We start from the raw sequence: 12643 nt of genomic DNA, 5'->3' as shown, positions 1-12643 counted from the left end.
CAGTCCGTGACCAGGTCCAGCACCGGCCCCGGCGCCTCGGGGTGCGTGTACGCGCAGAGCAGCGCGTAGTCCATGCCGTCGAACCGGCGCTCGGACCAGACCTCCCGGTCCGTCCCGTCCCTCGGCGGCCCCAGGATGCCCATCTGGTAGGACCACGCCTTGGTGTGCACGCGGGCGGCTTCCAGGTTCGGGTTCAGCCGCGCCGGCCACGGCACGTAGAATTCAGGCAGCTGGAATGGTTGCTTCTGACGCGCCTTTGACATCTTCACCCTTCGCCAGTCTCAAGATGATTCAACTCATCGGGCCCGCGCGCCCATTGCAACGGTGGTGCCGGGATGAATCAGGCCGCCTCTCGTGTGATTCGAAGCGGTTGAAACACCCCGGCTCGCGCGGCTGACACGTCAGTCGTCACCGAGGACGTGTCAACGGGGCGCATGACACGTCCGCGGCGGCGTCAGACGCTCGTGCCGGTCGCGGCGGCGGCGTCCTCTGCGGGGAGGCTTGCCAGCAGCTCGCGGGCCTTCTCCACCTTCACGTGACCCGCCTTCACCAGCAGGTTGGCGATCTTCTCCACCCAGTCGCCCCGCGCGCCCGCCGTCACCGCCACGCAGCGCGCGTGCATCGCCATGTGGCCCTTCTGGATGCCCACGCTGCCCAGCGCCCGGAGCGCCGCGAAGTTCTGCGCCAGCCCCACCGCCGCGAACACCATCGACAGCTCGCGCACCGAGGGGGTCTGCATCAGCTTGAGCGCCAGCTGCACGCCGGGGTGCACCTTGATGGGGCCGCCCACCACGCCCAGCGCCATGGGCAGCTCGATGCGGCCCACCAGGTGCCCCTCCTCCAGGTACCAGGTGGACAGCGGACGGTACTGCCCGCTGCGGCAGGCGAAGGCGTGCGCGCCGGCTTCAATCGCGCGCCAGTCCTGCCCCGTGGCGATGGCCACCGCGTCGATGCCGTTCATCACGCCCTTGTTGTGCGTGGCCGCGCGGTACGGGTCGGCTTCGGCGAAGCGGCTGGCCTGGGTGATGCCCTCGGCGATGATTTCGCCCGGCATCTCGAAGTCCGCCAGCGCCGCCAGTGGGATGCGGCACGTGGCGCGCGCCAGCCGCCGGTCCGCCAGGTTGGAGAGGATGCGCAGGTACACCTTGCCGCCGGTGAGCTGCTCGATGAGCGGCGCCACGCCCTCCGCCATGGTGTTGATGAGGTTGGCCCCCATCGCCTCCTGCGTGTCGATGAGGAGGTGCACGATGAGCAACGGCTCTCCGCACGGGCCCTCGGGGGCCGGCAGCACGCGCACCTCCACGTCCTTGGCCCCACCGCCGCGCGCCACCATGGCCGGGTGGAAGCTGTTGGCCAGCGCGAGGAGCTGCTCCTTGTTCGCCAGGATGTGCTCGGTGGCCACCTTCGGGTCGCCGTAGCGCGACACCTGCACCTGGCCAATCATCAGCGAGGGGTCCGCCTCGGCGGTGAAGCCACCGGACTCGCGGACGATCTTCGCGGCGAAGGACACGGCCGCCACCACGGACGGCTCCTCCACCGCCATGGGCACCAGGAGGTCGCGCCCGTTGACCTGGAGGTTGAGGCCCAGGCCCAGCGGCAGGCAGAACGTCCCCACCGCGTTCTCGATCATCTGGTTCGCCAGGACAGGCGGCAGCGCTTCGGAGCCCAGCAGTTGCCGCAGGTCCTCGGGCTGGAGCCGGAACATACGAGCGAGGTGCGCGTGGCGCTCCTCCATCGGCAGCTTGTGGAAGCTCGGGAGCCGGGAGGTCACGATGTCGGACATGTTGTTCCTTCGGTGCAGAACCTGGAGCGGGCCCCCTTGCAACGGTGGCGCCATGAAGCGCCGGGCCACATCTCGTGGGATTCGAGGAGGATGAAACAGCCAGGCTCCTCGGTTGACGTGTCAACCCCGGTGGCTGACGCGTCAACTCACCGAATCACAGACCCGGCGCACCCACTGGCGACCAGGAAGCGCACACCGCGAACCGACTGGCTCGCGGATTCACCGGAGCCGAGCGCCGCGAGTCACCAGGTGAGCGGCAGCTCATGGACGCCGAGCAGGTTCTCGTCCTTCTTGAAGCGGACCTCCTCCAGCGGCACGGCCAGCCGCAACGTGGGGATGCGCTGGAACAGCGTCTTGAACACCACCTCGAACTCGATGAGGGCCAGCGCGCGCCCCGTGCACAGGTGGATGCCGTGGCCGAAGGCGAAGTTGCGGTGCGCTTCCCGCTGGAGGTCCAGCCGGTCCGGCGCCTCGAAGACCGTGCCGTCGCGGTTGGCCGAGTCCGGCTGCGCGAGGACACCCTCCCCCGCGCGGATGAGCTGACCGCCCACGGTGAGGTCCACGGTGGCGACGCGCTGCCGGGCGAGATGTGAGACATTGACGAAGCGCAGCAACTCCTGCACCGCCGCGGTGATGGCGGCGGGGTCCTCCATCTGGCGGAACTTCGCGAGCTGCTCGGGGTGGATGAGCAGCGCCAGCGTCCCCAGCCCGAACATGTACGCCGACGGTCCGTGCCCGGCGTAGTACAGCGCGTGGAACAGGGACGCCGCGTCCGGGGGGCTCAGCTTCCCCGTCGCCACCTGCTCCGTGACGACACGACCGATGAGCGTGTCCCCGGGCTCACGCAGGTTGTCCTCCACCAACCGCAGGAAGACATCATCCAGCGCCATCAAGGCCGCGGTCGCCTCCTCGCGGGAGGACGCACGCGAGCCGACGGTCCTGCTCAGCACGTGCAGCGCCTCGGCGCCCTCCTGGGGCACGCCGAGCAGATCGCCAATGACTTGCAGGGCCACGGGGAGCGCGAACGCCGACATCAGGTCCACGGGCCTCGGGCCGGCCAGCATCGCGTCGAGCGCCGCGTCCACGGTGGCCTGGATGCGCGGCCTCAGGGCCTCCATCCGCCGGGGCATGAACTCCTGCACGAGCATGGCCCGCTGCGCCCGATACTCCGCATCCGGGCGCAGGAAGAAGGCCAGCGGCCTGCCCTGTCGAGCAGCGGCCGCGGGCGACAGGTGCGGGAACCCCGGCAGCGTGGAGTCCGCGACCAGCCGGGGGTCTCCCAGCACCGCCAGCACGTCGCTGTAGCGGCTCACCAGCCACGGCGTGTTTCCGTCCCACAACTTCACGGGACAGACCGGGGCCTGCTTGCGCAGCCACTCGTATTCAGCGGGCGGCTCCAGCGGGAGGCTCCAGTCCTTGGGGAAGGGATAGGAAGGGCTCATCGGGGGGCTCCTGTTCGGTCGAGCCGGGCGGCGATGCCCGCCACGGTGGGATGCTGGTACAGCTCGCGCAAGCCGAGGTCCTGGCCCAGTTCATTCCGGATGCGGACCGCGACCTCGACGAGCTGCAAGGAGTGGCCGCCGCGCTGGAAGAAGTCGTCGTCCGGAGCGACCGAGGCGACCTTCAGCACGTCGGCGAAGATGCGGCCAAGCTGTTGTTCCCGGGTCGAGGAGCGCCGAGGCGAGGTCCGCGCGTCGGGGGTCGCCGTCCGCAAGACGTCCTCGTAGTCCGCGAGCAGCGCCTCGATGAAGGCGGGCTCGAAGAGGCTCTCGTCGAACTCGCCCCACACGGTGAACGCGCCGTCGGAGCGCTCCTCCACCCGAACGGTCAGCTCGAACTTCGCGGAGGGGAGGTCCAGCAGGAGCTCCGTCACCTCACAGTCCTGCAATGACAGGGCGCCCGCCGTGCCCACGGGGTGGTAGGCGAAGTTGACCTGGACGACGGGAGAGCGCGTCGGGTCCCTGGGCGGAGCCAGGTCCGCGACGAGCTGCTCGAAGGGCAGGGCCTTGTGCGCGGTGGCCGCCGCCGTGGCCGATGCCACCCGGGTGAGCAGCGCGCGGAGGTCGACGTCACCACGCAGGTCCACCTGGAGCACCACGGTCTCGACGAAGAACCCGAGCACCCGCTCGACCTCGGGCAGGTCCCGGTTCGCCACGGCCAGCCCCAGCAGCACCCGCTCACGTCCCGCACGGTGCCCGAGCACCCTCCCACAGGCGGCGGCCAGCACCGTGAACACCGTCTGACGCTCGGTGCTCGCAAGGGCACGCACGCCGTCGGAGACCGCGGCGGGCAACACCCGGTGCATGCGCCGTCCCCGCCCCGACACGGGACGCGGAGGGACGAGGTCCAGGAACAGGGGGACACCCGACAGCTGCTCCCTCCACCAGCGCGACAGCGACTCGCGCCGCTCGGCGGTGAGCTGCTCGCGCTGCCATGCGGCCCAGTCCACGTACTGCACGGGCAGCTCGGGCAGGGCGGGAGGCCGCCCCAGGAGCGCTGCCCGGTATGCGATGGCCAGCTCCTCGGTGAACACCTGGAGCGAGGTGCCGTCCGCCACCAGCAGGTGCACGGCGAACAGGAGGAAGTGCGTCCGGGGCTCCAGCCGCAGCACGGTGAGCCGCAGCAAGGGACCGCGCTCCAGGTCGAACGGCTGGAGCGCCTCCTCGTGCGCGTGTCGCAGGGCCTCGGCCTCCGTCTTGACCTCCACGAAGCGAACCTGCGCGCGCCCCTCCGGAGCGATGAGCTGCTGCGTCCCCAGCGGGAAGACGGTGCGCAGCGGTTCGTGCCGGGCCACCAGCGCGTCCAGGGCCTCTTGCAGGGCTCGCGAATCCAGGGGCCCCGTGACACGGTGGCAGCGAACGGTGGCGTGGGCCGCGCCGGTGGGGTCCATCCGGTGCAGGAAGCACAGCCGCTGCTGGGCGAACGACATCGGGAACACGGTCGTCATCCGCGTGGAAGCCTCTTGATGGTGGGCTTCGCGACCGGAGCCTCGGCGAGCGCATGAGCGAGCTGGGCGATGGTCGGCCCGGTGAGAATCGTGGCGAGCCCGACCTCGCGCCCCACCGTCCGGCTCAGCCGCGAGGCCAGCCGCATCGCCTGCAGCGAATGCATGCCGAGCGCGAGCAGGCTCTCATGCACATCCACCCGGCTCACGCCCAGGAGCTCGGTGACCACCGACGCGACACGGACCTCGGCCTCGGTCCTCGGCGCCGTGTAGGGCGCGTCCGGGCGCCGGTCCGTCGTGGGCAGCCGCGAAGGGTCCACCTTCCCGTTTTGAGTCAGCGGCCAGGACGCCAGGACGATGACCTCCGAAGGCACCAGGTGCGCCGGCACCCTGCGCGCCAGGTCCTCGCGCACGGCCTGCCCCGACACCTGGGTCGCCGCCCCGGCCACGACATAGCCCACGAGGCGAGCCTCCCCGCCCCGCGAGTCGACCCGCGCGAGCGCGTCCACCACGCCGGGATGCGCGGCCAGGGCGGCGCGCACCTCGGCCAGCTCCACCCGGACGCCACGGACCTTCACCTGCTCATCACGGCGGCCCAGGAACTCGATGACGCCTCCTGGCAACCACCGGGCCAGGTCCCCGCTGCGATAGAGCCGCGCCCCCGGATGGGTCCCGAAGGGGTCCGGTACGAAGCGCTCGGCGGTGAGGCCCGGCTGGTCGCGGTAGCCTCTCGCGACACCGGCCCCACCGATGCAGAGCTCCCCCACCGCGCCCGGCGGAGCCACCTGCCCGTGCGCGTCGAGCACCACCAGGTGCGCATTGAACAGCGGGCGCCCGATGGGGACACGGGTGGCCTCGGCGTCGACCCCGTCGTCCAGCCGGTGTCCGCTGGCCATGACGGTGATCTCCGTGGGGCCGTAGCCGTTCGTGACCTTGGTGAAGCCGTCGCGCTGGAGCGCGCGGAACGCCTCCACCGGGAAGACATCTCCACCAACCACCACGCGGTCCAGGGCGGCGAAGGCCTCCGGAGCGTCGGCCGCCAACCGGGGCAGCACCACGGGAGGAATCACCGCATGCGTGATGCGCTGGTCGACGAGACAGCGCGCCAGCCCCGGCACGTCCCACCCCGGCGGCAGGAAGTGGACGGCGGCGCCGTTGAGCAGCGCGCCCCAGACCTCCAGCACGGAGATGTCGAAGGTCACCGACGCCATCGCCAGCATCGTCTTGCCGGGGCCCAGGTCCTCGGCCAGGGCCGTGCGGTGCAGCAGGGACACGACCGAGTGGTGCTCGATTTGAACGCCCTTGGGTCTGCCCGTCGACCCGGACGTGTAGAGCACGTAGGCGAGGTCCGACGGGCTCCCCTCCGGCAGCGGCCCGGATGACACCGGAGGCAGCGCCTCCAGCACGACGGTGGGCAGACCGGTGAGTCGGCCGTCCAACGCCGCCGTGGTGACGAGGGCGCGGGCCCCGGCCTCGCGCATGAGCGGCTCCAGCCACGCCGCGGGAGCACCTGGGTCCAGCGACAGGAAGGCCGCCCCCGCCATGAGGATTCCCAGCTGGGCCACGACCAGGGCTTCCGAGCGCGGAATGCACACCGCCACGAGGGCCTCACGGCCAACGCCCAGGTCGCGCAGGTGGTGCGCCAGGTGCTCCGCCCGACGCGTCAGCTCGGCATAGGTCAGCACCCGGTCGCCGGACCTCACCGCGGGAGCGTCGGGCGCTCGGCGGGTCCAGTGTGCGAACAGGTCATGCACCCGATACGACGGCGCCTCCTGGCGAGCCCCCACGCTGACGAGCGCGCGCCGGTCCGCGTCGCTCAGCATCGACAGCCTGGACACGCGGGTGTCCGGCGCGTCGACGATGGAGCGCAGCAGTTGCTGATACGCGGACAGGATGCCGGCGATGAAGAAGTCCTCGAAGAGGTCGGAGTCGAACTCCCACGAGAGCAGGATGCCGCTCAGGGATGAGCGGGGACTGGAGCGCACGGGGGCCTCCGAACGCGGAACGCGGACCACGTCCCCGGCCAGCCGTTGGATGTGCCCCGGCTCGGCGTAGAGCGGCACCGCGACGACGGACAGCTCGAACTTGGCGGAGCCGTTGCCCAGCCCCTCCACGAAGGAGACGTCGAGCGGCGACGCATCGAGCGTGCCCACCGACGAGTCGTGGAAGTTGAACATCGTCTGTATCAACGGGTTGAAGCCCCCCTGATGCCGCGCGGGCGACTGCGCGAAGATCTGCTCATAGGGCAGCTCCTGGTGGTCATAGACCTCCAGCGTGGTGCGCCGCACCCGCGCCAGGAGCTCCTCGAACGAGGGGTCCCCGTCGAGCCTGCCCCGCAGGACGACGGTGTTGATGAACATGCCCAGCATGCCCTCGGTGTCCTGCCAGCGCCGGTTGGCGACCGAGGAGCCCACGAGCAGGTCCTGGGAGCCGGTGTACCGGTGCAGCAGGACGAAGAACGCGGAGAGGAGCGTGGTGAAGAGGGACGCGTTGTTGCGGTCCGCCAGCGCCTGGAGGCGCCGCGCGAGCTCACCGTCCAGCTCCACCCGGGGCGCCACCCCACGAAACCGTCGCCCATGGGGGGCCACCCGTCGGGGGAGCTGGAGCAGGGTCTGCGCGCCCTCCAGCTCCCGGCGCCAGAAGCGGCGCTGCGCCTCGGCGGCCTCGGTCCCCACCCACTCGCGCTGCCAGCGCGCGTAATCGGAGTACTGCACCGCCAGCGCGGGGCGCCGCACCTGGCCGTGGCGGACGTGTTCGGCGTAGCCGTTGAGCAGCTCGCGCACGAAGACGTTGAAGGACCAGCCGTCGTGCACGATGTGGTGCTCGACGTGCACGAACAGGTGCTCCCCCGCGCTCAGTCGCAGCAGCCGCCAGCGGAAGGGCCGGCCCTCGGCGAGCGCGAACGGGGCCTGCACCGCGTCCCGGACCGCCTCCGCCACGTGGGAGTCCAGCTGCGCTTCGTCCACGCCGCTGAAGTCCTGGACGCAGAGCTCCACCTCCCACGGGGCCTCCAGCTCACACCGCAGCTCGCCATCCACCTCGGGGAAGCGCGAGCGCATCACGTCGTGGCGACGCACGATGTCGGTGAGGCTCGCTTGCAGCGCGGCGAGGTCCAGCGTGCCCTCGAGACGGAACACCGCCTGCGTGTGATAGGCCCGCGCGTCCGGGTTGAGCTTGTGCATCAGCCACACCCGCTCCTGGCCGAACGACGGCGTGAGCGCCATTCCCACAGCGCCACGTCGAGGGCCCAGGTCCACCCCACCCTGTGCTTCCTGCAAGCGCGCCGCGAGGCAGGCCACCGTGGGCGTCTGGAGCACCTCGCTCAGCTCCAGCTGCGCGCCCAGCACGCGTCGCACCCGGGCCACGAGCTGGGTGGCGAACAGCGAGTGACCGCCCAGCTCGAACAGGTTGTCATCGCGCCCCACCCGCTCCATCCCGAGCAGCGCCGCCGCGATGGCCGCCAGCGCCACCTCACCGGGCGACCGCGGGGCCTGGTAGTCCGTCCGCTCCGCGCGAGGAGGGCGAGGCAGCCGCGCCCGGTCCACCTTGCCGCTGGTGTTCAGGGGCCAGGCCTCCACCACGACAACCACGTCCGGCACCAGGTAGCCGGGCAGCCGGCGTCGAAGCTCCGCGCGCACCGCGTCGCCGGTCAGCGCCGCTCCGGTGTCGGGCATCACGTAGCCCAGCAGGCGCTCCCGCGTGTCGTCGATGAGGGCGACCGCGTCGCGCACGTCCGGCAGCGCGGCCAGCGCCGCCTCCACCTGGCCCAGCTCGATGCGCGCGCCGCGAATCTTCACCTGGTCGTCGCGCCGGCCCAGGAACTCCAGCGTGCCGTCCGGCAACCACCGGCCCCAATCGCCGCTGCGGTACAGCCGACCTCCCGGCACCGGACCGAACGCATCCGGGATGAAGCGCTCGGCGGTCAGGTCGGGCCGCCCCAGATACCCACGCCCCACCCCTTCCCCGCCGATGCACAGCTCACCCGCCACCCCGTCGGGTACGAGGCGCAGCTGCTCATCGAGGATGACCACGTGGTCGTTGGACAGGGGGCGGCCGATGGGCACGCGCTCCCCCTCCACGTCGTGCACCGCCTGGAGCGTGCTGGCCACCGTGACCTCCGTCGGGCCATAGCCGTTGACGAAGCGGTGGTGCGCGCTCCACTGACGGGCCGTCTCCGGCAGGCACACGTCCCCGGTGCTCATCACCACCTGGAGGTCGGGGAAGCCGCCCGGCTGCAGCGTGCGGAGGACCGTGGCGGGCAGCACCGCGTGGGTGATGCGCCGGTCCACCATCACCTGGGCCAGCGACGCTCCGGAGAGCGGCGACGCCTCCAGCGTCTCCAGCCGGCCTCCGTTGGGCAGCGCCATCAGCACATCGAACAGCGAGGCATCGAACGAGGGGTGGAAGAACTGCAGCACCCGCGTGTCCGGCCCCAGCGCGCCCAGGAAGTCCCGCTGCGCATGCAGGAGGTTGGCGACGCCGCGATGCTCGGTCATCACCAGCTTGGGCTCGCCCGTCGAACCCGACGTGCAGATGATGTACGCGAGGTCCTCCGGGACGAGCATCGTGTCCTCCACGCGCCCCTCGCCCGCGTCGGCCCCTGGCTCCAGGAAGGGCACGCCCGGCACCTGGCATTCGGGCGCGCCCACCACGAGCGCCGCGCCGACCCTGCGGACGATGTCCTCGCGCCACGCCTGGGGATGTGACGGCGCCAGGGGCAGGTAGGCCGCGCCCACGCGCCAGACGGCGAGGGCGAGCTCGACGAAGGCCGCGCCCCGCTCCAGCACCACCGCGACCACGTCTCCGCGCCCGAGCCCCCGGGCCCGCAGGCGGGCGGCCAGGGCACGCGTCCGGGCCTCCAGCATCGCGTAGGTGATTTCAGCAGCACCGGCCGAGAGCGCGACGCGGTCGGCATGCCGCCGGCACTGCTCGGCGATGACGTCCACCACCGAGCGCCACGGTCCATGGTCGACCCGTCCCCCCTGCACGCGGGCCGCCTGCGCCGCGACATCCAGCGCACGGCGCACCTCTTCCGGGGTGTGTCCCTCGAGCGCCCAGGGGCTCTTCAGACGGAGGCTGGAGAGCAGGCGTTCGTACTCGGTTCCTGTCACCAGGGCGGACGGGGGCGTGGCGGGCAAGGGAACTCCTGGAGGCAATGACATACATCGAGGCCGCCGCGTGGAGCGGCCTTCCGATGCGGCTCGAGGCTCCGGGCCTTTAACACGCGAAAAACCACGGTGACACCCTTGTCTGGTAGAAGGCGCGAGGAACGCATCCGCGCAGGATGTAGGAGTGCACCGTGGCCTCGAACAACATCGCGCCTCCAAGTGGACCTGGGCTGTCGCTCTTCGCCGTGGGCGATGTCTTCGTGGACCGCGACGAGCCGGCGACCGCCTTCGCCTCCGCCCGCGACGTCCTGCGGGCCGGTGATGTCGTCTTCGGCAACTGCGAGGGCGTCTTCAGCGACGACATCCAGCGGGCCCCCAGCGCCGGCTCGGCCGTCACCGCGCCCGCGGCGAACGCCGCCCCCCTGGCCCAGGCGGGCTTCGACATCCTCTCATTGGCCAACAATCACAGTCTGGACGGGGGACATGCCGCGCTCCTGTCCATGCGCGGGACGCTGGCCGACCTGGGCATCGCCACGGTGGGCGCGGGCGCCCATCTCGCGGAGGCCACCGCGCCCGTGTATCTGGAGCGCAATGGCAGACGGCTGGCCTTCCTGGCCTTCAGCTCCGTGTTTCCCTATGGCTATGAGGCGCGACCCGGTGTCCCGGGGCTCGCGCCTTTGCGCGCGCACACCCGCTACACGCCCGTGGACCTGAACGTGTGGAATCCAGGCATGGCGCCCGTGGTGAGCACCGAGCCGCTGGTCGAGGACCAGCGGGCGTTCCTCCACAGCCTCGCCGAGGCCCGCGCGAAGTCGGACATCGTCGTCGCCAGCTTCCACTGGGGTGACTCCACCGTGCCGTATTCGCTGACGGACCACGAGCGTCGCACGGCCAGGCTCGCCATCGACCACGGGGCGGACGTCGTCCTGGGCCACCATCACCACATGCTCCGCGGGGTCGAGTTCCACGCCGGCAAGCCCATCTTCTACGGGCTGGGACACTATGTGTTCGACCTGCCGAACCTCACCGAGCGGCTCGCGAAGGATGGCTACCTGGGCGTGGGACGGCCGGAGGAGATGGCGGCCTGGGCCCGCAAGTTCGGCGAGTACATGATTCGCCCGAGGGAGGGCTACCCGCTGCTGCCGTTCCACCCGGACTCGAGGATGACCGGCGCGGCGGTGGTCCACATCACGCCGTCCGGGCGCATCCGCGCGGGCTTCCTCCCCGCCATCATCAATCCCGCCAACGAGCCCATCCACGTGGCCGCGGACAGCGACGAAGGCAGGCGGGTGGTGGCCTATCTCGAACGCTGCTGCGCGGCCGAACAGCTCCCGACGCGGCTCATCGCTCCTCGGCCCGACTCCGGACTGCCCAGCGCGTGCATCGAGTTCGTGTCGACGGCGACCGACTGAGCGGGACCAGGGCGAGGCCTGCGCCGAGGCGGCGGCTCGAACGCATCCAGCTCGAGGCCCACCCTGGACGGGTCCTCAGGGTCCACGACGACCAGCCCCCCAGGACGCGGGCTGCACGCGGGAAGCCCCGCGGCCTCAGGTGTCGGGCAGGTCGTGCCCCTCCTGCTGACGGAGCCACTGGGAGATGGCCTTCTCTGACTCGAGATGGCGGTCGAGGAACACGAAGTGCCCGCTGTCCAGCTCCACATAGGTGGCTCGCGGCCCCAGGCGCTCGACATAGGCACGCATGGCGGGGGTGCCCATCATGGAGTCATGGCGCCCCTGTATCACCAGCGTGGGCACCTCCGGCACGGGGGCCGAGGACCGCGCGCCGGACACGAGCACCAGGCCCCGCAGGTCCAACCCCGGGTGCGAGACGCGATTGACGAGCAGGCTCGCCCCCACGCCGCCGTTGGAGAGCCCTCCCAGGTAGAAGCGACGAACCCCTCGGGCCGAGAGCCATTCGAGGGTCGCCTTCAAGGTGCTCGCCCCCTGGGGCGACCACCAGTCTCCGGCGGGGCCCACCGAGGGGCACACCGTCAGCGCGGAGATGGTCCAGGACGCCCGCGCCATCTCCCAGCAGTACACGGCGAAGTTGCCCGCATGGCCATGCAGGAAGACCACGGCCGTGTCCGGCGTCGCCCCTCGAGCCGGCGGGATGACCAGCGCATCGAAGGACTCCGGCGACTGAAGCCCCAGGGAGGTGGCGATCGCGGGCGTGGCCACCGAGCCCTCCGCCAGCTCCATCCGGTCGAACGCCGCCTCCAGCGCGGGGATGAACCCGCTCGCCTCCGAGCGCGGCAGCTTCCCCAGCCGCACCAGCGCGTGCGCCGCGAACAGCGTCCCGTCCCGCTCGTCGACGAGGCGATTCACCCACCGGTGGCCTCCCTCCGGAAGCCGCACGGTCTCCAGGAGCGTGCCGTCCGCGAAGAGCAGCCGTGAGCAGGCGACGAGCGCGATGAGCCCGAGCCCCGCTCGCCACAGGCCCCGGGCACGCAGCATCAGGCCGACGGCCACCAGCACGAGCCCTCCGGAGTAGCTCCACCCCGAAGGCGAGGCGCCGATGCGGGCCGCCGCCGCCAGCAGCAGCCCGGCGACCGGCGTCAGGAGGACTCCCAGCAAGACTCCGGGCCACGTGCGGGGCCGAGTGCCCTCCTTCGCGGGAGCACGACGAACGCCTGCGGGAACCGCCACGGGAGCGGAGATGGAATGAGCCATGCCGAGCACCATGGCGGACCTGGAGCGGCGCGCGGGGTCCACGAGTCCGAGCGGTCCGGAGGCCCGGGGGAGTGGCTCCAACGAGTGCCTGGGCGGCAAGGCTCGCCGTCGAACGACCCGATTCACCCAGGGCCGTTCG

6 protein-coding genes and 1 pseudogene are annotated in these 12643 nt (G+C 71.4%); 1 reads left to right on the top strand and 6 read right to left on the bottom strand.

Annotated features, from left to right (window positions below; translation table 11 throughout):
- From K8625_RS42530 to K8625_RS42510, 5 genes and pseudogenes are all read right to left on the bottom strand, one after another.
- Positions 1–263, bottom strand: a pseudogene (locus K8625_RS42530) (germacradienol/geosmin synthase); the annotation flags it as partial.
- A gap of 191 nt (positions 264–454) precedes the next feature.
- Positions 455–1783 carry a hydroxymethylglutaryl-CoA reductase, degradative gene (locus K8625_RS42525; RefSeq protein WP_223785953.1) on the bottom strand — a complete coding sequence of 443 codons (1329 nt, stop codon included), beginning with the start codon at positions 1781–1783 and terminating at the stop codon, positions 455–457.
- Between the two features lie 242 nt (positions 1784–2025).
- On the bottom strand, positions 2026–3225 hold the full coding sequence (locus tag K8625_RS42520) for a cytochrome P450 (protein ID WP_223785952.1): 1200 nt from the start codon (positions 3223–3225) through the stop codon (positions 2026–2028).
- Complete coding sequence (locus K8625_RS42515; RefSeq protein WP_223785951.1) at positions 3222–4730, bottom strand: condensation domain-containing protein; 1509 nt, start codon at positions 4728–4730, stop codon at positions 3222–3224. The genes K8625_RS42520 and K8625_RS42515 overlap by 4 nt, the downstream gene beginning before the upstream one ends.
- Complete coding sequence (locus tag K8625_RS42510) at positions 4727–9865, bottom strand: non-ribosomal peptide synthetase (RefSeq protein ID WP_223785950.1); 5139 nt, start codon at positions 9863–9865, stop codon at positions 4727–4729. Before K8625_RS42510 ends, K8625_RS42515 begins: the two co-directional genes overlap by 4 nt.
- 161 nt (positions 9866–10026) lie before the next feature.
- On the opposite strand from K8625_RS42510, the gene K8625_RS42505 reads away from it, so the two are divergent.
- A complete protein-coding gene (locus K8625_RS42505) occupies positions 10027–11247 on the top strand; it encodes a CapA family protein (protein WP_223750354.1) in 1221 nt (406 codons plus the stop codon).
- Between the two features lie 135 nt (positions 11248–11382).
- Here the strand turns inward: K8625_RS42505 and K8625_RS42500 are convergent, their stop codons facing one another.
- On the bottom strand, positions 11383–12408 hold the full coding sequence (locus K8625_RS42500; protein ID WP_223785949.1) for an alpha/beta hydrolase: 1026 nt from the start codon (positions 12406–12408) through the stop codon (positions 11383–11385).
- Between the last annotated feature and the right edge of the window lie 235 nt (positions 12409–12643).

The organism is Myxococcus sp. AS-1-15, assembly GCF_020037055.1.
Taxonomy (GTDB): domain Bacteria; phylum Myxococcota; class Myxococcia; order Myxococcales; family Myxococcaceae; genus Myxococcus; species Myxococcus fulvus.
Note: the sequence above shows the minus strand (reverse complement) of the source record. Positions and strands in the feature narration are given on the sequence as shown.